We start from the raw sequence: 23,854 nt of genomic DNA on the forward strand, positions 1-23,854 counted from the left end.
CTGTAGCACGGACTCCTGTCCGGTCAACAAGAGGAATAACATCATGCTGACATGGCAAGACATCGTCGCTCGAAGTGAAAACGGCAATCTCACACCGCCGTCGCGAGTAGAAAAAACCGAACAAGAGTGGCAAGCACAACTCAGTGATGACGCTTTCCGAGTGACACGCCAAAAGGGCACAGAACGCGCGTTTAGCTCGGGCATGTGTACTCTATTTGAGCCAGGCCTCTACGGCTGCGTGTGCTGCGGCACCTTGCTGTTTGATGCCGGCGAAAAGTTCGATTCAGGCACAGGTTGGCCCTCGTTTACCCAGCCAGCGCAAGACAATGCCATTGCCTATCACAAAGATACAACCCATGGCATGACGCGTATTGAAACCACCTGTGCCAGCTGTGATGCTCACCTGGGTCACGTCTTCCCTGATGGTCCCGAGCCATCCGGCTTACGTTTTTGTATGAATGCCATTGCACTTAAAAAAATGGATTAATGCTTTAAAGGGCGAGTCTGCCTCGCCCCGTATTTTACTCAGCAATACCGCCTTGTGTCAGTTTGGTTGGATCAAGCAACTCAGCCAGCTTTTCTCGGCCTAGGTCAGTTTCTTCTTCGGCAACATCCAAAATAGGGCGGCCTTGTTGATACGCTTTTTTCGCGATGTCAGCCGCTTTCAAGTATCCAACTACAGGATTAAGCGCCGTCACTAAAATCGGATTGCGAGATAGCGCAGCTTGCAAATTGTCCTCTCTGACCTTAAAACTACGAATGGCTTTATCTGCCAGCAGTCGGCTAGATCCTGCGAGTAAATGAATACTTTGCAGTAAGTTTGAGGCAATCACAGGTAACATCACATTCAATTCAAAATTACCCGACTGACCGGCTACAGTGACAGTGGTGTCGTTGCCCATGACTTGTGCCGCGACCATAGCAGCGGATTCTGGAATAACAGGATTCACTTTCCCCGGCATAATAGACGATCCCGGCTGTAACCCCTCTAGCTCAATTTCTCCTAACCCGGCAAGTGGGCCCGAGTTCATCCAACGCAAATCATTGCTCAGTTTCATGGTTGCCACTGCGGTGGTCTTTAACTGACCATGCAGTGCCACCAGCGCATCCTGACTACCAATGGCAAAAAATGGGTTGTCACTGGCAGAAAACGGTGTCCCTGTTAACTCAAACACTGCTCGCGCAAAGTATTCGGCAAACATGGGATGCGCATTGATCCCAGTGCCTACGGCCGTTCCTCCTTGAGCGAGCGCACGCACCGGCGATAAAGTTTGTGTCACTTGAGCCATCGCATGTTCTATTTGCTGCGACCAAGCCTCCAGCTCCTGTCCAAGCGTCACAGGCATCGCATCCATCAAATGGGTACGACCCGTTTTCACGATATGGCCGACTTTGCTTTTCTTTTCCTGTAACGCGTCACGTAAATGCACTAACGCGGGAAGTAAGGCTTTTTCACAGCCCAAAGTAGCACTGATCTGAATAGCCGTAGGAATAGAGTCGTTACTGCTTTGGCTCATATTGACATGATCGTTGGGGCTGACCGTTTCACCACATTTTTCAGAGGCCAAGGTTGCCAGCACTTCATTCATATTCATGTTTGAGCTAGTGCCTGAGCCGGTCTGAAATACATCCACCGGAAACTGCGCTAAATGCTCACCATCCATGATGGCTTCGGCACTTTGGCGAATCGCGTGGGCGATGTTGCCATCCAGTAAGCCTAGTTCTTCGTTAGCCGTTGCCGCTGCATGTTTCACCATGGCTAATGCGCGAATAAAATCCGCTGGCATGGTCAGTTCGCTGACCGAGAAATTGTTTACCGCTCGTTGGGTCTGCGCTTGATACAAGGCATCCGCCGGCACCTCAACATCGCCCATACTGTCTTTTTCGATACGAGTTTTTGTCATGGTCATATCCTTTTGTTTCACTATACTTTTACGATAATAGTTATCATTAACATATTAGCCACGGTTATTGAAACGTATACGCCTTACGCATTGCAAAAATGTCGTGCTAGGGCTTGTTTGATGTCCTAAGATGGCGCCACGATTAAAAACAACGAGTAAAACCATGCAAGAAGAAGCCAGTACGCGTATCGAAGATCTGATTACGGTCGTCGAGAATCAAATTACTGACCAAGAGCCTAAAAAAGTCGCCGAGACAGTTATGCGTCTACGTATGACCGGCTATTCCCGCGAAGAAGCTATTGAATATATCGCGTGCGCATTGATGGTTGAGATTTACGACGTTAGTCAAAATAACGGGCAGTTCACACTATCACGTTACGAAGCCAACTTAGACACCTTGCCGGACATGCCATGGGCCGATGAGATGAATTTGGATATCGGTGAGTAAACCTTGGTCGGCTTAGTCGCGACAGTGCCCGCCTAAAAACGCAGTTCAGACCGATTTTGTCTGCCACCACCCAATGCACATCGCGACTATACTACTGACAGTCAAGCTTATCCCCAGAGCTTGCTCTGCTCCTACGCTTGCTAATCCAATACCAATTAACCCGTAATAGAGCATACCGAATAGGGCACCAGCCGTACCGACACAATCAGCATAGTGGCGAAGCGCGTATGCGAGGATGTTAGGGATCGCAATCCCATACGCCATCACAACGAATATCATAGGCATCACAAACCAAGGACTGGTTTCTAGCCTCCAAACCGCAATACTTCCTAGGGTAGAGACGAGGCCAGACAATAAAAGTAACGGCTTATACACCCAGCCTCTTGCTAAAAGCTTCTTATTCACAATGGCGCCAATACCAATCCCTAGTGCTAAGATGCAACCTGAGTAGCCATACCATGAGGGCGGGATGCGCAAAGTGCTAAAATAGAAAGGCGCAAGCTGATAGTAAGCAAATAAATTAATGTTAAATGCAGCCACCAAGACAGCACTGAACCAGACATCACCATCCATCATTAAGCGTCGTAAAACCGGCGCCATCGGAGGAAGAGAGTTATCAGCCCTTAGGGTCTCAGGTAAACACTGATAGGCGTAGAGGAAAAGCCCTACAGACGTAATAGCCAGCCCAATAAATACCCCTTGATAACCAAGAAAACCTACCAATAACGCTCCAGCCAACACGCCAATCGCAGGGCTCAGTGCAATGGCAATCCCCATCACTGCGAACATTCGCGCCAATTGGGTACGACTATAGCAATCTCTAATCATCGTTTGCGTACCAACTGACCCAACCGCGGCACCAAAAGCCGCCATGACTCTGGCTATCAAAACAAGGCTAAAATCAGAACTAAACACGGCAAGCAAGCATGCCATCGCATAGACCCCCAAACCAGCGAGCATACTCAGCCGACGACCTATAACATCACAAGCTCTCCCCCAAAAAACAACGCCAAATGCAAAAGCAACAAAGTAGCTAGATAAGGTTTGCGAAGCGATATCGGGAGTAACCGAAAAGTGTAAAGCAAGTTCGGGGAGCGCCGGGCTGTAAATCGTTTCTGCAATTTGCGGAAACATCATTAAAGCCATAGCTAAAGTCAGGCTAAAAGTCCGTGTTTGCATAATGACCTCTGAAGAAAACAATGAGGTCTTAGACTACCAACATCAGCACTTTGTCTATTATAATATAAAAGGCAATAAGTTTATAAAATAAGACAATTTGTAATGGCATGGCTCAACAGCGACGATAACTTTGATCCTGATATGCTCGATAATTCGGTGCTGGGGATTGGTGCTGACTTAACCTCGCACGACTCAGGCTTTCACTATCACCAAAAAGGCCAATTACTCTTTAGTCAGCATGGCTGTATGCGGATAACCCTCGCGAACTCAGTCAGTATCTTGCCTCCCACTCGAGTTGCCTGGATTCCGGGCCAATGCAAACATAGGGTTGAGATGCAACACACGGTAGGCTACCGCTCGATCTATTTTGACCAAAGGGTAATCACCCAATTACCTACTCAGTTAATGATCCTGACGACAACACCATTACTAACAGAAGTTCTGGAGCGTATTGCTCTTTCTTCGTTTACGACGGATTGGCAATGTGGCGCACCAGCCAACCTTCTCGCTGTATGTATCGATGAGCTGACAAGCGCTAAAGAAGAAACAATGACGTTGCCTTTGCCGGCGGATTATCGTTTATCGCCGCTCCTCGAAATGGATGTACTCCCACCGTTAAAAGAAGCAGCAACACGATGCGGCGCCTCTGAAAAAACGATCACGCGTTTGTTTAAGAAAGAAACGGGGATGAGCTATCAGCAATGGCGACAACAATGGCGGATCATTAAAGCGATAGAGCTACTCGCCGCGGGAAAAAAGCAAGGTGATATCGCCCATCGATTACACTTTGCCAGTGACAGTGCGTTTATCACATTTTTCAGAACCATGCTGGGAGAGTCACCTCGGACTTACATGAAGATGAATCACCATTAAAAAAGCCGCTCTACGCGGCTTTGATTTTTAGAGTGGATAGACTTTCTCAAACTCTTCAAGCACCACATCCGAGTGCTCATCAAAATGCAGGCCGTGTGTTTTGGCGTACTGGGAGAAGTAACCCCAATGCGCTTCGTGCCAACATTGGTAAGAGCCATCTCCCTCGCCTTCACGTGCCGCAAATTCGGCGTTAACTTGGTTAAACGGGCAATAACTCACCTGTGTGGTTTTGACGATACACACGGGTCGCTGGTGACCATTAAGGACGATCTTATAATGTCCTTTTTGAGGGATCACCGCATTTTTCTCTTCCAAAGAGCTGCGCAACCGGCAATGCGCTTTCTTTTTGTTTAGGCTCACTAATGTCGCGACTTCATTCGCTCTCACCGTGTGATGACTTAAGGTGTCCACCACTACTTGATCATCGGCTGGCCGTTGGTCAGAGGGAAGAGTCGCAAGATATTGATGCCAAAAGGCGTTTTGTTCTTCAGTCATGGGTCTCGCCTTAATTATTATTGGTTTCTTTTTAAATGATTTCTTTCTGAACAGCTTCTTGGGCAGTGCTAACAGTGGTGATCATAACGTACGGATAGGCATTCGCCTATGAGCGAGCTAACGTTTCAAGGTTGCATTGTGAATAAATTCACACTTAAATCTCAATCGAGGCCAATTTTAACTAAAAAAAGCGGCTCTTTTGGCCGCTTGAGAGGTTGATTAACCTTAATCGCTAATAAATGGCAATAAGGCTTGGTGTAGCCGGTCAATTTCATCAACGGTGTTGTAATGCATCATACCGATACGGATCACACCGCCTTTGTCTAAAATATCAAGCTGTTCGCACAAACCTTGGGCATAAAAGTGGCCATTCCACACGCAAAAATGTTGCTTCCCTAGCGCTTGCGCCACATCCGCGGGCGTGACGCCTTCAATCCGGATCGCAAAGGTTGGGGTTCTATAAGCCAACTGGTCATCATCCGTGATCCCATAAATGTGAACATTGGGATAGGCCTGCATCAGGTCAATAAAATGGGCGGATAACTGCTGTTCATGCGCCTGATACTGGCGATAGCTTTGTGCCAATCTTTCTCTTAGTGAACAATCAGGATCGCCCCACTGCGCGAGATATTCCACCACCGCAATAAATCCGGCAATCGCCTCAAAACTCTGAGTACCTGTTTCAAATCGACCGGGACCTTGGTTTGTGGCTGGCTCGACTTTGTAAGGTTTCAACGTCTGTACCCACTCAGGCGCCACATATACAAAACCCAGATGTGGGCCAAAAAACTTGTACGCCGAACAGGCAAGAAAGTCACAGCCTAATGCTTGTACATCGACCAAATAATGCGGAGCGTAATGGACAGCATCGACATAGACTTTGGCACCAACCTTTCTTGCCATCTCTACCACGTTTGCTACATCCACCAAACTACCAGTGGTATTTGAGGCCAGCGTCACCGCAATCAGTTTGGTTTTGTCCGTAATAAGACTGACAAGGTGCGTCATATCGATCGAATAATTGGATTCATCCACTCGCACCTGCTTAACAGTCGCCCCTTTATCGTGTGCGGCCTGCTGCCAGCTAGAGACATTAGAATAATGATCGAGTGCCGAGACAATCACCTCATCACCAGCTTGCCAATCACGGCTGATTGCGCGACTTAACGAAAACGTCAACGTTGTCATATTCGGGCCAAAGACCATACAGTCCGATGATGGCGCATTGACAAAAGCAGCGGCGCTATCACGTGCCTGTTGCATCATTGCGGTGGTGTGATGCCCAGAAAAAAATTGTCCCCCCAAGTTCGCATTATAGTGCCCCAGATAAGTCACCATGGCATCCAGTACAGATTGCGGTACTTGCGCCCCCCCTGGCCCATCAAAAAAAGCAACGGATTGGCCGTCAATAGTTTGCGTCAATGCAGGAAAATGGCCTCGTACTGCATGGGGAGAAAAAACTGCCGGTATCATCGTTACTTCCTTGTTGCTGTGAGTACAAATACATCCATCGTGCCTGATTGCGCATGATTAACGGGAGTAATCGGTTCAGCATAATGCCAAAGGGCACGATCATCGAGGGCCGCCATTTCACCCGGCATCAATGGGAGACTAAAGAGTGGTGCGCTAGTTTTGTGACGAAACACCTGAAAATCACCGCCATCAATATTATCGCGGCCAATGCTCACAATGGCGATATGATCAAAGCCGTCTTGGTGAACGCCTTCTGGGGCGACCTGTACAGATTGATTATCCGCCTGAATACGAATCTGGTGGATTTCGATATCATTATCATCACTAAGTTGATAGAGGTCGCGAAAGGTTCGGCACATCGCATGAAACCCTGGCGTTTGTACTGTCTCGGGCTCGATATCTTCAAACGTCCGTGCCACATCACCTTGGAATTCATTGATATCAGAAGTTTGCATAAATGGTCGTGGCGGCAGCTTTTCAACCCCGCCGTCAAAGACATGAACGATCGAGTAACGACGCAGGCGAAATCCACCATCCGCATGCGAAGTGTCAGGTAACCGGTTAAATGAAGGTTGCAGTTGCTTGATATGATGATCATCTAACTGATTAAGCTGCATGAGTAGGGTTGAGGTATTCATGGCTGTCTCCTTTTGTCATGCCGAAGCACACAGTGATGCAATGCAATTGTCAGACAAAAAATTTAACAAATGCGCTACATGGAATAATCAATTAAATCCCCTACTATTTCCAGTTTTACCCCTAGATTTATCGACCAAAAAAGCCCTAAATAGCATTTTAGACTAGTTAAAAACGTTAAGCGATTGAAACGCTCCAGATGCATGATTAACATTTCCAAAACATTAGCATTAATGGCTAACAAAGATGAAAATAGCGATATTTTCCATAGGCAGAATGACTAATTACTGTCACGAAAAGTTGCCATTTAGAATAGATCAGTATGGTTCATTGATACCAAATAAGCCCTTTTTAGCGGAAGCGCCCGCTGATGCAGAGCCTTCTATACTCTCATTGAGTGCGCTATTTGCGCACGTTGTGAAACAAAAGGATTGATCAATGAGAACCATCGACCGTATCGTGATAACGAACCTTTAACTTCAACAAAACCCCATTTACAATAATGAAGGTAAAATAAGCAATCCCCAAGAGAGACTGTTGCCTGCAACGCATGATGACCGTTTCTTTTACTCACAATAACCGACCAGGGGAGGCACCCGTGAGCAATACACCTGACTCCAAAAGCCAAGACAGCTTCAACACCCGGCGTACCCTACACGTCAACGGTGAGAGCTATGATTATTATCGACTTGATGCATTGCCCGAGCCATTCGATATCAGTCGCTTACCCTACTGTTTAAAAGTGCTGTTAGAAAACTTACTACGTAAAGAAGACGGTAAGAATGTCTCTGCGGATGACATTCGTACGCTTTGTCAGTGGCAAGCCGACCACGCCGGACAAGATCAGGTCAATTTCACTCCGGCGCGCGTTGTCCTTCAAGATTTCACCGGCGTGCCTGCCGTGGTTGACTTAGCCGCTATGCGTGCTGCCATGCGCGACTTAAACGGTGATCCGGCCAAAATCAACCCACTCGGCGCGGTTGACCTGGTCATTGACCACTCCGTTATGGTGGATGACTACGGCCACGTTGATTCTCTACAGAAAAATACCGAGATTGAGTTCCAGCGTAACGGCGAGCGTTACCAATTTTTACGTTGGGGCCAACAAGCATTCTCTAACTTCCGTGTCGTGCCTCCAGGTACTGGAATCGTGCACCAAGTCAATCTCGAATATCTCGCTCCCGGCGTACTCGTCGAAGAAAAAGGTGGCAACAAGTTAGCCATGCCAGACACACTGGTTGGTACAGATTCTCACACCACCATGATTAACGGGCTCGGTGTGCTTGGCTGGGGGGTTGGCGGTATTGAGGCCGAAGCCGCAATGCTTGGGCAGCCTATTACTATGTTGATCCCTGAAGTGGTCGGCTTTGAGCTAAAAGGCGAATTGCCCGCGTCAGCTACTGCCACTGACCTAGTACTCACCGTCACCCAAATGCTGCGTGAACGTGGTGTGGTGGGTAAGTTTGTTGAATTTTACGGTCCTGGCCTCGCGAAACTGCCGTTGGCTGATCGCGCGACCATTGCCAATATGGCACCAGAGTATGGCGCAACATGCGGCATTTTCCCGATTGATGAAGAAACGCTCAGTTATATGCGCCTGACAGGCCGTACCGAGGATCAAATTACCTTGGTCGAAACCTATGCCAAAGCACAGGGCTTGTGGCGCGATGATGATGCACCGGTGGCAGATTACAGCGATACCTTGCAACTTGACCTTGGCGATGTGGTGCCAAGTCTTGCCGGTCCGAAACGGCCACAAGATCGCATCGCCTTAACCGAGGCAAAAAGTCAGTTTGATCAGCTGTTAGAAAAAGAGCAAGCAGCGGCGAATAATGTGATTGCAAGCTTTGCCAGCGAAGGCGGGCAAACAGCCGTGGACAACCCAAGCCTACGCGAACAGGGCAAAGTGGCGGTCGAATACAAAGGAGAAACATTCAACCTTGAGCACGGCGCGGTTGTGATTGCTGCGATCACCTCTTGCACCAACACCTCGAACCCTGCCGTACTGGTGGCAGCCGGATTAGTGGCACAAAAAGCGCGAGATTTAGGCTTAAATACTAAGCCTTGGGTTAAGACATCATTCGCCCCTGGCTCACAAGTAGTGCCGGCTTATTTAGAAAACGTCGGGCTGCTCGAGCCGCTTGCAGCGCTTGGCTTTAATATCGTTGGCTTTGGCTGTACCACCTGTATTGGTAACTCAGGACCATTGCCTGAGCCAATTGCAGAAGCCATTCGTTCCGCGGATTTATTAGCCACTAGCGTGCTATCGGGCAACCGGAATTTCGAAGGCCGTATTCATCAAGATGTGAAAGCTAACTATCTAGCCTCACCACCACTAGTCGTTGCCTACGCACTGGCGGGCAATATGAATATTGATGTTCTCAAAGAGCCGCTAGGAAACGATCAACAAGGCAAGCCCGTCTATCTTAATGATATATGGCCAACGCCAAAAGAAGTGGCAGACACCATTCAAGCAGCAATGACCGACGGGCTTTATAAAAACAAATACGCAGATGTGTTTGCAGGGACCGAGGCATGGCAACAATTACCAGTGCCACAAGATGAGATCTATTCATGGCCCGATTCAACCTACGTTAAAAAGCCAACGTACTTTGACGGCATGACCATGGCACTTCCTGAGATAAAACCTATCAAGGGAGCGCGCTGTGTGGTCAAAGTAGGTGACTCTATTACTACTGACCATATCTCACCCGCCGGCGCAATTAAGCCAGATAGCCCCGCGGGCGAATACTTGAAATCTAAAGGTGTAGAGCCGAAGGATTTCAACAGCTATGGCTCGCGCCGCGGTAACCACGAAGTCATGGTGCGCGGTACCTTTGCCAACGTACGTTTAAAAAACCAAATGGCGCCGGGCACCGAAGGCGGTATGACTACCTATTTGCCCACCAATGAGCAAATGAGTATCTATGAAGCGGCTCAGCGCTATCAAGCCGAGGGGACACCACTTGTAGTGCTTGCGGGTAAAGAGTACGGCACGGGATCAAGTCGTGACTGGGCTGCAAAAGGCACTAACCTATTAGGCATTAAAGCCGTCATTGCTGAAAGTTTTGAACGTATTCACCGTTCTAACTTGGTTGGCTTTGGTGTGCTTCCGTTGCAGTTTAAAGACAGTGACTCCGTCGAATCGCTTGGCTTAAATGGCACGGAAGCATTCGACTTTGACGAGGTTAGCGGCGAACCGTCCACCCTCAAAGTGCGAGCGGTGCGGGATGATAAAACCATTGAGTTTAACGTCAATGTCCGCATCGATACCGCGGTTGAGTGGGATTACTACCGCCATGGCGGCATTCTTCACTATGTGCTCCGCCAGCTCGCCAGCTAATACTGGCATTGATACACAAAAGGCCCTACGGGGCCTTTTTCTATTGCTTCGCCATCATGGTTTCAAATGCGTCGATCACCTGCTGTGTATCAATGGCAGCCATCACGTGATCGCCTTTCACCCGCGTGCTCCATGCCAATTGATCAACGGACTTGCCATGTTGCTGTTCAGCAAAGGTTTCATAAACACTGACCACATCCGCGAGATTGTTATAAGGGCCGGTCCGCTTCGGGTTGCTATGGCCATAAAGGCCTAAGACAGGCGTGCCTTGTGTGGTTGCCATGTGTGCGGGGCCAGAATCGGGAGCCAGCACCGCATCGGCGCGTGCGAGCACAGCAGCTAATTGCTTAAGGCTTGTTTGTCCCACCAAGTTAACCAGTGGTGCGTTAGCAGCAGCGATAATGCAGGCGGCCAGCGTTTTTTCACGCGCCGCCGGCGAACCACAGAGTACCACCTGATACCCTTTACCGACTGCGTAGTCGGCAAATTCAGCGTAACGCTCTGGTAGCCAGTTGCGCTCATCTTTACTCGCGGCTGGACTGATCACGACAGTAGGCTTGTCACCCAGTTGCGCTTTGGCAAAGGCATGATCGTCCTCAGAAAGAGGCAGTTGCCACTGCGGCGGCGTAACCGGCACGCCCAAATATTGAGTGAAGGCGAAAAAGCTATCTAACACATGGCACGATTGGGTATCGGGGATCCGCTTATTGGTAAACAGCCACTGTCCCTCTTTCGCTCGATGACGATGAAACCCCACGCGATGGCGCGCGGCGATCCCTACCGTCAATAAGCTCGCGCGTAAAGCAAGCTGCATATGTACTAACGCATCAAACCGGCGCCCTTTCAGCTGCCGCCAGACTTGACGCATGCCTGCCAATCCCGCTTTTTTATCAAACACCACCAGCTCCACCCCATCAAGCCCAGCTAAAAGCTGTGCTTCAACTTTACCAACCACCCAAGTGATCTGCGTCTGCGGCCAATGGCGCTGCACGGCTTGAATCGCCGCGACCGCATGACAAACATCGCCAATCGCAGAGAGGCGTAAAAAACACAGGGAGCGTGGGGCGTGAGTAAACAGAGGCATAACAAATTCCAATTAAGTTATCGCGCCGATTATGCAGTTGGCTCGGTTAAATGTAAAATGCCAGTCTATCGATCAAATTGTTACGAGAATGTATTTATGGGCGCTAATACATCCCCCTCAGAAAAGCCACGAGGACTGATACGTATCATTAAAGCCACTGGCTATTCTTGGGCTGGATTAAAAGCGGCATATCACCATGAAGCCGCGATCCGTCAAGAAGTTGTATTATTGGCTGCGGCGCTAGTCGTATTGCTCTGGCTGCAATTACCACTGACGGAATCCTTGATGATGTTCAGCGTCATTGTGTTAGTGATTATCGTCGAACTACTTAACTCCGCCATTGAAGCCGTGGTCGACAGAGTGGGTGTAGAGCGCCATGAACTCAGTGGTAGAGCCAAGGACATCAGCTCTGCGGCGGTGTTTGTCAGTTTACTTTTAGCAGGTGTGGTCTGGCTTACCATTTTATGGCATCACTTTGGTGTCCCACTTATTCGATAAAACACGTCGTCATACAACCTGGCAACGCGCCCGTTACGTTGCCAATTGATTAACTCAACTGTGATAAGAAACCATGTCTTTTAAATCGCGACTTCAAACCCATAGCTGGTTTATTGCCATTAACGCCCTTGTATTGATGGCAATAGCCAGCCGCTACTTTGCGTTTCTGCCTAGTTTTCCCACTGAGCCACTAGGTATCACCTTTATCGTGGTCAGTACCTTTAGCCAGATGGCCTTACTTGCCGCTATTGTTGGCTTGGTGACACTCCCGCTGTTACTGCTGCCAACCAAGGTGCGTCAGCCGTTACTTGCCTTGATAGCCTCAGTGGGTGTGATCACCCTTTTCATTGATACCATCGTCTTTGCCCAATACCGATTCCATATCAATGCCATGGTGCTGGATCTGATCCTTGCCGGACAGATTGTCAGCTTCCCGCTCATCACCTGGCTGATGGTGACCGGTGGCGTGGTTGCCTGCGTCGCCGCGCAATGGGCGCTACTGACTGTGCTGTCACGGACACGCTTTTCCTTCCAGCACAAGGTCGGCAAAAAATTTGCGCTGCTCACGTTTCTTACCTTGCTCGCCACCCACGGGATTCATATTTGGGCCGCAGCCTATGCGTATCAGCCCGTGACAACGGTGAAACGTTATTTGCCGCTTTTTTATCCGGCCACCGCTAACAGTATGATGCGTAAAAACGGCTGGATTGATGAACAAGCTCTAGCGCGCCAAAAGGCGATGGATGTGGAGCGCGAAGCCGACCTTAACTATCCCCTTTCGCCGCTAAGTACGACTGAGGTTGCGCAGCCGCTGAATATCATGTTTTTGGTGGTTGACTCATGGCGTGCGGATACCTTCAATGCTGACAACACCCCTAACCTTTGGGCGTTGGCGCAAGGTGGCCGTACCTATTCACATCATCTTGCGACGGGGAACGCGACCCGCACCGGCATTTTTGGCCTGTTTTATGGCATGCCCGGCACCTATTGGCATAGCTTTCTTGCCAATCAGCAATCTCCGGTATTGATGGATCGTCTGCAGGCACTCGATTATCAACTGGGTATTTTTACCGCCGCGCAATTGGAAAAGCCGGAATTCAACCAAACCGTGTTTACCAAGGTGTCCGATTTACGTAACGGCTCTGAGGGCGACTCTCCCGCCGAGCTAGACGCAGATCTGACCCAAGATTGGATCCGTTGGCACCAGCAGCGTGAGGCCAATCGTCCCACCTTCTCGTTTTTGTTTTACGATGCGCCACATGGCTATGATTTTCCTGCGGACTTTACCCCCAAGTATCAACCGATGTTGGACGAAATTAACTATCTCAAGCTAAATAACGAGACAGATCCAACACCGTTTTTCAATCGCTACAAGACCAGCGTACGCTACGTTGATAGTTTGGTTGCAAAGGTGGTTGAGGAGCTAAAACAAAGCGGGGAATTCGATAATACCTTGATTGTGCTCACTGGCGATCACGGCCAAGAAATGAATGACAACCAGCTAAATTTTTGGGGACACAACAGCAATTTTACTGACCCACAAATTCACGTGCCTTTCGCGATGATAGGCCCCGGCATCGATGCAAAACAAGTGGATACCGGCAAACAGCTCACCAGCCACCAAGATGTTGCGCCCACCCTGATGAAACATTATTTGGGCGTGACGTCCGATCCGGCCAGCTACGCGATTGGTCATGACTTACTTGCACCCAACCCCGGGCAAGATTGGGTGTTATCGTCAAACTACAGCGGCTATGCATTAGTCACCGACGACACCATTTTAGAAGTCGGTGCGGGAGGGCAATATCAATACATGGATAACACCAACCGACCGATAGAAAACGCGTCACCTGATTTTGCGCAAATGGAAAAAGCCCTCGAGCAAATTAGCCGTTTCCGCTAGCCCGTTGTTTGCGCGAGACTCCCCTTCACGAGCCTCTGTCTTCCAGAGGCTCATCTATCCATTTTTCTTCGGACTACATCCAGTCAAAAAACTGCACAAACGTCTGCCATTGCGCTGATGCATCCGCCAGCCGTGCCGGATAAAAACGCACGGTCTGGCCGGGTCGCGTTTGCGCCAACATGCTTAAGCTGGCACGGGTTAAACAGCCAAGCTTAGGATAACCACCGAGTGTTTGCCGATCGTTAAGTAGTACAATCGGCTGACCGTCAGGGGGCACTTGCACGGCGCCGAGCGCAATGCCTTCGGAGACAATACCCGGTTGCTTGCTTACGACGCTCGGTCCATTGAGCCGCACGCCCATACGATCACTGTGCTGATCGACCGTGTATTCGCCATCAAAAAATGCCGTTAGCGCCTCGGAGCTGAAGCTATCAAATTGATACCCCGGCACAAGCGCCAGTGGGGTCAGGGCATTGTAGTCAGGAATAAAACGTGTCGGCACACCGCGCACCTTTGGCAACAGCGCATGCGGTCGGCAAGGCAACACATCTCCTTTCGCGAGCGCCATACCTCCCGCCTGTTCACCGAATCCGGAATGAAGGCCGCCGAGTTGATTGCGCATCACCGTCGAGGCACTGCCAAATGCGCCATCTACTGCCCACCCGTCACGCACCGCTAGATAGGCGCGCAAGCCATGGCGTGCGTAGCGTAAACGCAGTTCATCACCCGCATTTAGCGTCAAGGTCTGCCACATACCCATGCGCTGACCATTAATACAAGGTTGCATGTCTGCGCCGGTGATGGCAATCGACATCGCGTGGTCAGCACGAAAACGTGCTTGACCCATGGTTATCTCGACGAGCGGCGTCTTTGCGGGGTTATCGAGTAAATAATTCGCCCAAGCAAATGCGTGGCAATCGACCGGCCCGCCTTGGCTTAAGCCAAGCTGGCCCACCCCATAACGCCCTGTGTCTTGCACCAAGCTCAATACCCCGGGGTCGATCACCGTTAATCCTGCCACCATTGACCTCCTGCCGCGCGGTAATCAGACTCTGACATCGGCTCAAAACAGACGGTATCACCTACATCAAACGGCATCATGGGCGATTGACGGGGATTGAATAGTACCTTGGGACAATTGCCAATAATTTGCCAACCAGCAGGAGACGCAGCCGGATACACCGCGGTTTGCTGTTGTGCAATGCCCACACTGCCGGCGGGGATCTGATGACGAGGCGTGATATGACGGGGCATGGCTATTGTCTCATCCACCGACGCAAGAAAGGCAAAGCCGGGCGCGAAACCAATCGCACAAACGGTGTAAGTTTGTTGGCTGTGTCGCGCAATCACCTCTTGCTCACTCACGCCAGCAAACTCGGCGACCGCAGCCAGATCAGGCCCAACCGAGGGATGATAATACACTGGCAACGACACGTGTTTTCCACTCCCAGCGTCACGGGTGACTCGCAGTGAATCGCCTTGATTCACCACCCACGTTTTCAACGTTTCTGGCGAGAGTAAGCGAACATTCACTTCCACCAGAACGCTGGTGTAGGCGGGAATTAACTCAACCACACCACGGCTAAAGTGTTGGCGGACTCGCTCACACAGCGCAGATAACTGTGGGACTAAGGCAAGATCGATCTTATTGCCCAACCGGATCATCACCGTGGTTTCACTGACCTGCTCAACCTTGAGTGTCATGGTGTTAAGGCCTTGCTGAGTTGTTTTATCGCCTCGACCGATTGTGGGTTATCTCCATGCACACACACCGTATCCGGCGACAGAGAGAGCGTTTGTCCCTCAAGGGTTGTCACCGTGCCATGTTGAGATAACTGCAACACCTGCGCAATCATCGCGTTGGCGTCATCTAACACGGCGCCCGGTTGACTGCGCGGCGCCAATTGTCCTGACGCCAGATAGGCTCTATCGGCAAAGGCCTCAAAAATCAGCGGCACACCGGCTTGTTGGGCAAGCTGGCGATGCCGACGGTTATCTGGCAGTGCCAGCACCATTAATGGCGTATTAGGCAGCGTATCAGCCACCGCGGCCAACACCGCCTCAAAGCAACCATTATCCACCATCATGGTGTTATACAGCGCACCATGGGGCTTCACATAATCAAGGCTCGCATTAAAGCGTGCACAGATCCCTTGTAATGCGCCGATTTGATAGCGAACGAGGTGACTAATTTGTGCTGGGCTATGATCAATATGACGACGGCCAAAGCCCTGCTTATCGGCGTAACCGGGATGAGCACCAATACTTACATTGTGCTTTACTGCAAGTGCCACCGTGGCCGCCATTACATCAGGATCAGAGGCATGAAAGCCACACGCAATATTGGCCATATCAATCCATGGCATCAGCGCGCTATCCATTCCCATCGTCCACGCACCAAAGCTCTCACCCATGTCTGCGTTTAGTTTCATCATTCCCTCGATTTCACTGACTTTGCTCTACCTTACGGCTTTTTAACCCACGGATAAACCAACCAAATCGTCAGGGTAAGGCTTGTGTCGCGCTTGCCGGGCGCTGACGGATTCAGCGCCTTTTTTCTGTTCCGCCGTCGGCTTAGCGTTCTACTTCAGGCAGCGCGCGCGCCATTAATGCGCCGAGTAAACCAAAAACGGACAATACCGAAATGACGACCATGATCCCCCATTGACTAAGCCACGCAGTAGCCGCGCCCATCAATAACAAAACGAGACCAATGAGTGTATTGCTGACTGAAACATAATCAGTGCGCCGATTACCTTCGGCCATATTCACAATGTAGGTTTTACGCCCAAGACGCACGCCCTCGTGAGCAATGGTCAGGACAAAATAGACGCCAGGCAACACCCACGCCAATGAGAAAAGCGTGGGGTACCACTGACTAATACTGACCACCACCAGCCCCAGTACCGCCGTGACCACGGCGGCGATCATCATCACTTGGCGGCTAGAATGATCGGCAAAAAGTCCCCAAAAAGGTGCAGAAATGAGGCTCGCAACGCCGCTAATTGCGACAAAACTTGCGGTGGTGATCGCCAACGCTTGGCTATGCTGACTGGCTAACAACACATAATAGGGCGCGGATAAGGCCGAACACAGTAACAGGGAGCGCGTGATCACAAAATGGCGCAGCCGTCTATCATCCACCAGTAAGCGTAGTTTAGAAAGCGCATGCGTCAGCGCATTGGCACCGCCTTCAGTGGCTCCTTCGTATTCATCCACCTGGCTGTAGAGCGCCGCTGCCACCCACCAGAGCGCAGCACCGAATGCTAGTAGCGCACAGTACACCCAAACATGTTGCTGATCAGAAACACTAAATAAACCCACACCGGCAGCAATCGTCACCGCACCCGCCAAGCTTGACGACCAGCCATTCAAGCGTCCCCGCTGGGGTTTAGGAATGGTTTTACCCAAAACATCTTTCGATGCCACCGAGCAAAGGCCTCGCGCCAAACTAAAGATCACCAGCAAGCCAACAATGCTCCAGCCAGCCACTTGACCGGTTAAAAGCAACGCTGCGATGGCCATTGCCAGGATACAAGCCCCTTGAATAGCAGAGCCGGCCACCCATGCCCACTTACGTACCGCAAATTGGCGGACATAACCGGCAATACCTAACTGAGGCACTAACGACCCCGCCTCTCGAATCGGCACCAGCAGCCCAACCAAGGCCAAGGGGGCACCCACAGCGGTTAACAACGCTGGTAATACGATTTTCGGGTTAGATACCGCGTCACCGATTTTAGTTAGCCCTTGGCTGAGGATAATACGAAAAAAATTCCCCGGTACTTCGCGACACGCACTGCCATCAATGTCTTTACACGCCCGCGCGTCTTCCTCGTTAAATAGCTTTTGATGAAGATCATCCGCCAGTTTATCCACACATCCCCCCAACTCTATGATTTATTTGCTTGATAGCAGCACTAGAGTCAATCATTGTAAATCTTTATGTCGAAAACGTGTTAACCAATATTCGCGGTAACGAAAGTAGCAATAGGTCGACGCAAACAAAAAGAAAAGATAAGACAAAGAAAACACAAACGGGGAGGTAATAAGCGAGTGCTTTAACCCGAGGAGTACACCCGCCGCAGTCACTGTCATTTTGGCCGCCACACCGAGCAACAACAAAAATAAAGCAAACTGCGGATAATGCGTGCTACGAAAAGTGATCCAATAACAAACTCCCACGGCAGTACTAGCGACGCCAAAGCCTAAAAGATAGGAATGAAAGTGTTCACCTGCCAGCACGCCACCTAAAACGGTAAGTGCTGTTATGACGAGAAAAACCATACGCTGCCGCCTTTTCTTTTCAGTATGACACTGGATAGCCTTATCGAGCAGCGGGAGACTAAGAGATTGCGATCTTGTTAGCAGGCTTGATACATACCGATGAAATAGACGCCTCGCGGTGGGTCCACAAAGCACCATACCGGTTGTTCAATGCATCGACCGTAACCACTTGCCCCTGACGCCGAATACGCATGTTTGTCCCCAACTCAATACCAGTCAATCCTGCCGCGTCAAACACACCATCCACATAATTAAAGCTATCGACAGCTAAATCAACAATACGAAAGGCTCGACGGCGAACACTCAAACAAGCAACCCAGCATTTAGCCGCTAAAACTTGGCCAGGAGATTCGGCACGCACAGCAAAACGCCATCCTTCACCGTCGCCATAAAAATCCATTGGGAAATGGCGCTTAAACGTCTTTTTATTGTTGTAAGATTTCATCGCAATCAATCCTATACAGATGCGCTATCATATCTAAAAGGGAAAAAACATACGAGGATTGGTAATAAGAATGAAAAACACACTGTTGGTATGGATTATTGCGTCTGTGGCCATGCTCTTCAATACGCTTGCCTACGCGACGACGCAACAACAGGCGAGAGTACTTTTTATCAATCCAGGCTTTGCCAATGAGAGCTTTTGGCAGGATGTAGACGATTACGCCAAGGCTGCTGCCAAGGCGTTGCATCTTGACCTTACCATTCGACATGCAGATCGTAATCACTTTGCAATGCGCCAAATTCTCTCTGCCACTTTAAATAAACCGACTCGTCCCGATTATGTCATCATCGTTAATGAGAAATTAGCCGCGGATGATCTGCTTCCGATGTTACGCGATTATCCCATTTACGTTCAGGTCATCTTAAACGATATAGATGAACAGACAAAAATGTCCATAGAAAAAGATACGCATTGGCAAGAATATCTCCTAGCTAGCATCATTCCGGATAACGAGGCCATTGGTCATACGATCGCGAAGGCAATGATAAACGCAGGTAACAATGAGTCTGGCGACGCTGTTATGATTTCGGGCGATCTCACCACGCCAGCCTCCGTTCAACGCGAAGCGGGGGGTCAACGTTTTTTTGATGAGCAACCAAATATTACTTTGCGTCAGATTGTCCATGGTCAATGGGACGAGTCCATTAGCCAAGAGCAGATGCACACCTTGTTGCAACGCTACCCGGATGTACGTTACGTGTGGACGGCCAATGACCACATGGCATTTGGCGCAATGAAAGCCGCGAAGCAAGCAGGAAAGACACCAGGCGAGGATATCTTCTTTGCCACAGTCAACACATCAGAAAAGGTGCTCGCTTTACGTGAGGCTGGTACTATTTCAGCACTAGGAGGTGGGCATTTCACCGCAGCCGGTCTTGCATTAAGCCATATTTATGCGCACGATAGCGGCTTACCAACACCAAAAAGATGCAATAATGCACTTTTTCGTTTAATTACACCCGATTCACGCTTTTTTACACAGTTGCGCAAACAAGCTTGGCACGAGATTCCATTTTTAAAAATGGCTCGACGGACCGAAAGCCGATGTACGCCTCATTCAACGGATATGGATAACTAAGTGACAAAACGCGCTATTAACTTACGTGGTCTTCAAACTCGCGTCGCCTTTATCGTGCTCGCCATTAGTTTGCTCTTTGCTATTGGGACGACCCTGACGCAAATGTATATCAACTATCAGCGAGCACTAACAACCACAACGCAACTGGTGGAAAGCCGCAGCCAAAATTCAGCTCGGGTCATTAGCCATGCACTATGGATTGTTGATTTAGAACTCGTACGCCGCAGTGTCAAAGGGTTAGCGATGACGCCCACCGTCTGTCGGGTCGACGTCACAGGTTTTGATGGCACGACGGTTACCGAAGTTAATCACACCAGTCGTCATTGTGACGCCAACCACCAAGCATTGCTGAGTGTTCAAGGTAATAATATTGGCACTCTGAATATCGTTCTTGATCACAGCGAGGTAAAGCGTGAAGCATTGAGTAGTACCGTGCCTATTGCTGCCGTTCATTTTACCGAAACATTGATGATTTCATTGCTGATTCTCTGGGTGCTAAATCGGCTTTGCTCTCGGCCACTCAAGCAACTTGCAACGACTTTAGACTATTACCAAGCCGATAGAATCAGCCAAAGTAGTGTGCCGGTTCAATTAATTCAACGTAATGATGAGATTGGTAAAGTTTCTCGTTCAATCAATTCGCTCCAGTCCCGAATCAAAGACGATTTATTACAAAAACGCATCACAGAACGCGAGCTACGCCAACATCAAACGTTGCTCGAAGAGCAAGTAGAACAACGCACAAAAGCACTGAATTGGCAGTCGAATGCGAGCTCATTATTGGCTGATATCTCGATTCAATTTCTACGCGCTGACTCTCAACATATCACCGAGGACGTTGAGCATATTTTCCCGCAAATGGTGTCACTATTAGGAGTAGAGGCCATCGGCTGGTATGCCTTTGATTCGAACCGCGCTGAACGTCGCTGTTATTGGCCAGAAGAGGCCGACTTTGCACCAAAAACAGTGGATTTAAGTGACATGCACATGATCAAACGCTGGCTTGCAGATACCGATACATTGGTGGTCCCTCACGTTGGCCAGCTGGGCGATGATGCCATGAATGAACGATCGTGGTTGCGTCAACGACATATTCTCTCTTTTGCGGCTTTTCCACTAACCGACGGCCGCAAGAGCTTTGGGATGATTACGGTGGCGAATCGTCAATTACCGTTTATCTGGGATAACAACAAAACGTTATTATTGAAGCGCTTTGCGACGGCGATTAGTGAAGTCATGATTCGAGAGCGCAACCACTTTGCTATGGAACAGTTGCAAGAAGAACTGATCGCAGCCAACGAAAAACTGAAAGTACAGGCAGAGACAGATGACCTCACCCGCCTGAGCACACGCCGCCCCTTTAAACGTGAGCTAAAGAGCCATATCCGTCATGGTATTGAGAATGACTTACCTGTTGCGGTAATGATGATCGATGTCGATCACTTCAAAGCGTACAACGATGAGTATGGGCATCTAAAAGGCGATGATGTACTCACTAAGATTGCGCGGGTACTGCTCAAGCAAACCCAAGCCTTTCAAGGCTCGGTTGCAAGGTTTGGGGGAGAAGAGTTTGCTATCACGCTTTCAACTCACTACGCCTCTCAGCTTCATGCATTAGCTGATGCGATTCATGATGACATTGCGGCACTTGGCCTCACCCATGCGAAAAACCCAGATGGCAAGACGATTACAGTGAGCATTGGCGGGATCATTTTGCAACCGACCGATGAAACCACTGACTCTTATCTGCTAGAAATGGCAGACCAACGTCTGTATCAAGCGAAAGAGGAAGGACGGAATCGTATTAATATACTTGACCGCCATCATCAAAAATAGCGAGCTCGCTCACGTCATGTCCTTTATCCTTCTGGCGTTTCATGACAGCATCATGACGGTATGCTACAACCCAATGTCAAATGAGGTTGTAGCAACTGTTGGTCCAAATGGATGTCACTTGCTAAACATGTCCGCAAGCTGATAGCCATGATCGACGCTAGAGAAGGAAGTCCGATGAAAGTCGTCTTTGTCCGCCATGGAAAAACCGATTACGCTTTGGCAGATGCTCGTCAGATGAGTCAGTTAGAAAAAGATTATGCGCCACTACAACGTGCGTGTATTCCAGACATCCAGGCCTTGGCCAGTCACTCTGCCTTACAACAAGCGGATATTATATTGTCGTCGCCCTATACGCGCGCCCTGCAAACAGCAGAAATTCTCAACCGACAGCTGCAAAAAGATCTGTTTGTTGAGCACGATTTACGCGAATGGCAAGCGGATATAAAGGGGAGCTATATTCCTCTTTCTGAACGCGATCGTCGCTGGATTGAGTATAGAGAGCTGTTTGCCAACGGTAATGAGGTTACTAACGCCGGTTATGAATCCGCAACAGCTTTGCACCGTCGCGTGAGCGCTGTGCTCGACATGTATCACGAGTATTCAACCATTGCCGTCGTCGCACATTTTAATGTGATAGAGGCGATCGTGGGTTATCGTGAACAAGGCATTGAATACGGCGAAGTGATTGAATTTGATTATCAACCTAACGTGTAAACCGTCATCTTCATCCTAGCGGTCGTATAGCGATAAAAGCAAAAGGGACGCCGAACGCGTCCCTTTTAGCCTATCCTCTAGCCCGTCAAGCCATTGTTGGCAATGACCTGTTTATACCAGTCAAAGCTTTTTTTACGGGAGCGAGAAAAGTCACCACTGCCATCGTCATGACGATCAACATAAATGAACCCATACCGCTTGCGGTATTCTCCGGTGGTGAAAGATACACAATCAATACATCCCCAAGGCGTGTATCCCATCACATCCACACCATCGAGTGAAATCGCCTCTTCAAGCGCTTCAATGTGTTGCGACAAATAGTCGATACGATAATCATCGTTGATTGCGCCGGTTTGATCGGGAATATCCACCGCCCCTAGACCATTTTCAACCACAAAAATGGGCAATTCATAGCGTTCGTACAACTCTGAAAGTGCATAACGTAGCCCTTTCGGATCGATCTGCCAGCCCCAATCCGACGCCGGCAAATGTGGATTCAATCGACTAGCGCTGAACAAGGCATTTTCATCTTGTTCTGGCGGATTAGCATCGACAATATTGGTCATGTAGTAACTGATTGCCAAAAAATCCGCCTGACCATTTTTTAAGATCTGCGCATCATCATCGTGCATCACCACCTTAATCCCTTTGCTTGCCCATTGAGGCCAAATGTAGTGAGGGTAATGACCCCTTATCTGTACATCACTGCACAGGTATTTATCTCGCATCGCTTGCTGTGATGCTAACATGTCATCCGGATGGCACGTCGCAGGATACAAAGGCATCATGTGGATCATGCTGCCAATGCTAAATTCAGGATTAATCACATGCCCCAGTGCGACCACTTTGGCACTGGCCACAAATTGGTGATGTAGCACTTGATACAAGGTTTGCTCAGGGTGGTCGTGCTCGGTAAACACCACCCCCGAATTACAATAACCAAATAACGGATAATCCCAGTTAAGCTGGTTATTTATCTCGTTGAAGGTAATCCAATAGGTGACTTTGTCACGGTAGCGCGTTAATACGGCTTCACAGAAACGAACGAAGTGATCCACGACCGCTCGATTTGCCCAGCCACCATATTCACTGACAAGGTGGTGCGGCATCTCAAAGTGCGACAATGTAATGACAGGCTCGATATCATGCTCTAACAAGCAATCAATCAATCCATCATAAAACGCCAGCCCCGCTTCGTTAGGAGTCTCTTCATCCCCATTTGGGTAAATACGGGACCACGCTATCGACGTCCGAAAGCATTTAAATCCCATCTCTGCGAACATCGCAATGTCGTCGCGGTAACGATGGTAAAAATCAACCGCTTGATGGTTGGGATACGTTTCTTCAGCCTGGACTTGCTCGGTAATCTTACGCGGCACGCCGTGCTCACCTTTGGTAAGCACATCAACGATGCTCACGCCTTTACCATCACAGTTCCATCCACCCTCTACCTGATGCGCGGCAACCGCGCCACCCCATAAGAAATTGTCAGGAAACTTGTTACCCATGCCTTACCTCTCCTTTGTTTTTGTCTCAGCCTAACCGGTTCAATGCTGCTGAAGTGTGAACTGACGCAAAGATTGCCTGAACACTTTTCC

General features: G+C 49.4%; 22 protein-coding genes. 9 read left to right on the forward strand and 13 right to left on the reverse strand.

Annotation, left to right across the window (positions count from 1 at the left end):
- Nucleotides 1–43: 43 nt before the first annotated feature.
- A complete protein-coding gene (msrB, locus tag BZG78_RS12880; protein ID WP_025744776.1) occupies nucleotides 44–487 on the forward strand; it encodes a peptide-methionine (R)-S-oxide reductase MsrB in 444 nt (147 codons plus the stop codon).
- 34 nt (nucleotides 488–521) lie between these two features.
- Here the strand turns inward: msrB and BZG78_RS12885 are convergent, their stop codons facing one another.
- On the reverse strand, nucleotides 522–1,910 hold the full coding sequence (locus BZG78_RS12885; protein WP_077661418.1) for a class II fumarate hydratase: 1,389 nt from the start codon (nucleotides 1,908–1,910) through the stop codon (nucleotides 522–524).
- Nucleotides 1,911–2,067: 157 nt separating this feature from the next.
- On the opposite strand from BZG78_RS12885, the gene BZG78_RS12890 reads away from it, so the two are divergent.
- A complete protein-coding gene (locus BZG78_RS12890; RefSeq protein ID WP_077661419.1) occupies nucleotides 2,068–2,352 on the forward strand; it encodes a hypothetical protein in 285 nt (94 codons plus the stop codon).
- A gap of 45 nt (nucleotides 2,353–2,397) precedes the next feature.
- Here the strand turns inward: BZG78_RS12890 and BZG78_RS12895 are convergent, their stop codons facing one another.
- Nucleotides 2,398–3,531, reverse strand: coding sequence for a multidrug effflux MFS transporter (locus BZG78_RS12895; protein ID WP_077661420.1), 1,134 nt, complete (start codon nucleotides 3,529–3,531; stop codon nucleotides 2,398–2,400).
- Nucleotides 3,532–3,633: 102 nt separating this feature from the next.
- Here BZG78_RS12895 and BZG78_RS12900 point away from each other — a divergent pair, with 102 nt between their 5' ends.
- On the forward strand, nucleotides 3,634–4,404 hold the full coding sequence (locus BZG78_RS12900; protein ID WP_077661421.1) for a helix-turn-helix transcriptional regulator: 771 nt from the start codon (nucleotides 3,634–3,636) through the stop codon (nucleotides 4,402–4,404).
- A 27-nt stretch (nucleotides 4,405–4,431) separates the two neighbouring features.
- On the opposite strand, the gene BZG78_RS12905 is transcribed toward BZG78_RS12900, so the two are convergent.
- The 3 genes from BZG78_RS12905 to BZG78_RS12915 all read right to left on the reverse strand — a co-directional run bounded on the left by BZG78_RS12905 (nucleotide 4,432) and on the right by BZG78_RS12915 (nucleotide 7,010).
- Nucleotides 4,432–4,899, reverse strand: a complete 468-nt coding sequence (locus BZG78_RS12905) for an ASCH domain-containing protein (protein ID WP_077661422.1) — start codon at nucleotides 4,897–4,899, stop codon at nucleotides 4,432–4,434.
- Nucleotides 4,900–5,124: 225 nt separating this feature from the next.
- On the reverse strand, nucleotides 5,125–6,372 hold the full coding sequence (locus BZG78_RS12910) for a cysteine desulfurase-like protein (RefSeq protein WP_021024274.1): 1,248 nt from the start codon (nucleotides 6,370–6,372) through the stop codon (nucleotides 5,125–5,127).
- Between the two features lie 2 nt (nucleotides 6,373–6,374).
- Complete coding sequence (locus BZG78_RS12915) at nucleotides 6,375–7,010, reverse strand: 2OG-Fe dioxygenase family protein (protein ID WP_077661423.1); 636 nt, start codon at nucleotides 7,008–7,010, stop codon at nucleotides 6,375–6,377.
- 596 nt (nucleotides 7,011–7,606) lie between these two features.
- Here BZG78_RS12915 and acnA point away from each other — a divergent pair.
- Nucleotides 7,607–10,351: an aconitate hydratase AcnA gene (acnA, locus tag BZG78_RS12925; protein WP_242413023.1), complete on the forward strand. Its 2,745-nt coding sequence runs from the start codon at nucleotides 7,607–7,609 to the stop codon at nucleotides 10,349–10,351.
- A gap of 40 nt (nucleotides 10,352–10,391) precedes the next feature.
- Here acnA and BZG78_RS12930 read toward each other — a convergent pair whose 3' ends face one another.
- Nucleotides 10,392–11,435 carry a glycosyltransferase family 9 protein gene (locus tag BZG78_RS12930; RefSeq protein WP_077661425.1) on the reverse strand — a complete coding sequence of 348 codons (1,044 nt, stop codon included), beginning with the start codon at nucleotides 11,433–11,435 and terminating at the stop codon, nucleotides 10,392–10,394.
- 96 nt (nucleotides 11,436–11,531) lie between these two features.
- On the opposite strand from BZG78_RS12930, the gene BZG78_RS12935 reads away from it, so the two are divergent.
- The gene (locus BZG78_RS12935; protein ID WP_077661426.1) at nucleotides 11,532–11,933 is read left to right on the forward strand and encodes a diacylglycerol kinase; all 402 of its coding nucleotides are present in this window, start codon (nucleotides 11,532–11,534) and stop codon (nucleotides 11,931–11,933) included.
- Nucleotides 11,934–12,006: 73 nt separating this feature from the next.
- Nucleotides 12,007–13,836 (forward strand): DUF3413 domain-containing protein, encoded by a 1,830-nt coding sequence (locus BZG78_RS12940; RefSeq protein WP_077661427.1) that lies wholly within the window; start codon nucleotides 12,007–12,009, stop codon nucleotides 13,834–13,836.
- Nucleotides 13,837–13,909: 73 nt separating this feature from the next.
- On the opposite strand, the gene BZG78_RS12945 is transcribed toward BZG78_RS12940, so the two are convergent.
- The 6 genes from BZG78_RS12945 to BZG78_RS12970 form a co-directional block, all read right to left on the reverse strand.
- The gene (locus BZG78_RS12945) at nucleotides 13,910–14,860 is read right to left on the reverse strand and encodes a biotin-dependent carboxyltransferase family protein (protein WP_077661428.1); all 951 of its coding nucleotides are present in this window, start codon (nucleotides 14,858–14,860) and stop codon (nucleotides 13,910–13,912) included.
- Nucleotides 14,845–15,540, reverse strand: coding sequence for a 5-oxoprolinase subunit PxpB (pxpB, locus tag BZG78_RS12950; RefSeq protein WP_077661429.1), 696 nt, complete (start codon nucleotides 15,538–15,540; stop codon nucleotides 14,845–14,847). Before pxpB ends, BZG78_RS12945 begins: the two co-directional genes overlap by 16 nt.
- Nucleotides 15,537–16,268, reverse strand: a complete 732-nt coding sequence (locus tag BZG78_RS12955; RefSeq protein WP_077661430.1) for a 5-oxoprolinase subunit PxpA — start codon at nucleotides 16,266–16,268, stop codon at nucleotides 15,537–15,539. Before BZG78_RS12955 ends, pxpB begins: the two co-directional genes overlap by 4 nt.
- A gap of 142 nt (nucleotides 16,269–16,410) precedes the next feature.
- Nucleotides 16,411–17,715: an MFS transporter gene (locus BZG78_RS12960; RefSeq protein ID WP_077661431.1), complete on the reverse strand. Its 1,305-nt coding sequence runs from the start codon at nucleotides 17,713–17,715 to the stop codon at nucleotides 16,411–16,413.
- 51 nt (nucleotides 17,716–17,766) lie between these two features.
- A complete protein-coding gene (locus tag BZG78_RS12965; protein ID WP_021024285.1) occupies nucleotides 17,767–18,123 on the reverse strand; it encodes a hypothetical protein in 357 nt (118 codons plus the stop codon).
- A gap of 58 nt (nucleotides 18,124–18,181) precedes the next feature.
- Nucleotides 18,182–18,568 carry a hypothetical protein gene (locus BZG78_RS12970; protein WP_077661432.1) on the reverse strand — a complete coding sequence of 129 codons (387 nt, stop codon included), beginning with the start codon at nucleotides 18,566–18,568 and terminating at the stop codon, nucleotides 18,182–18,184.
- Nucleotides 18,569–18,638: 70 nt separating this feature from the next.
- Between BZG78_RS12970 and BZG78_RS12975 the strand changes: the two genes are divergently transcribed.
- From BZG78_RS12975 to BZG78_RS12985, 3 genes are all read left to right on the forward strand, one after another.
- Entirely contained in the window at nucleotides 18,639–19,706 is a 1,068-nt protein-coding gene (locus tag BZG78_RS12975) for an ABC transporter substrate-binding protein (protein ID WP_077661433.1), read from the forward strand.
- Nucleotides 19,707–21,542: a GGDEF domain-containing protein gene (locus BZG78_RS12980; protein ID WP_077661434.1), complete on the forward strand. Its 1,836-nt coding sequence runs from the start codon at nucleotides 19,707–19,709 to the stop codon at nucleotides 21,540–21,542.
- A gap of 174 nt (nucleotides 21,543–21,716) precedes the next feature.
- Nucleotides 21,717–22,256, forward strand: coding sequence for a histidine phosphatase family protein (locus tag BZG78_RS12985; RefSeq protein ID WP_077661435.1), 540 nt, complete (start codon nucleotides 21,717–21,719; stop codon nucleotides 22,254–22,256).
- A gap of 77 nt (nucleotides 22,257–22,333) precedes the next feature.
- Here the strand turns inward: BZG78_RS12985 and BZG78_RS12990 are convergent, their stop codons facing one another.
- On the reverse strand, nucleotides 22,334–23,764 hold the full coding sequence (locus BZG78_RS12990) for a 6-phospho-beta-glucosidase (protein WP_077661436.1): 1,431 nt from the start codon (nucleotides 23,762–23,764) through the stop codon (nucleotides 22,334–22,336).
- Nucleotides 23,765–23,854 lie beyond the last annotated feature (90 nt).

This window comes from Salinivibrio sp. MA351 (assembly GCF_001996065.1).
Classification (GTDB): Bacteria; Pseudomonadota; Gammaproteobacteria; order Enterobacterales; family Vibrionaceae; genus Salinivibrio; species Salinivibrio costicola.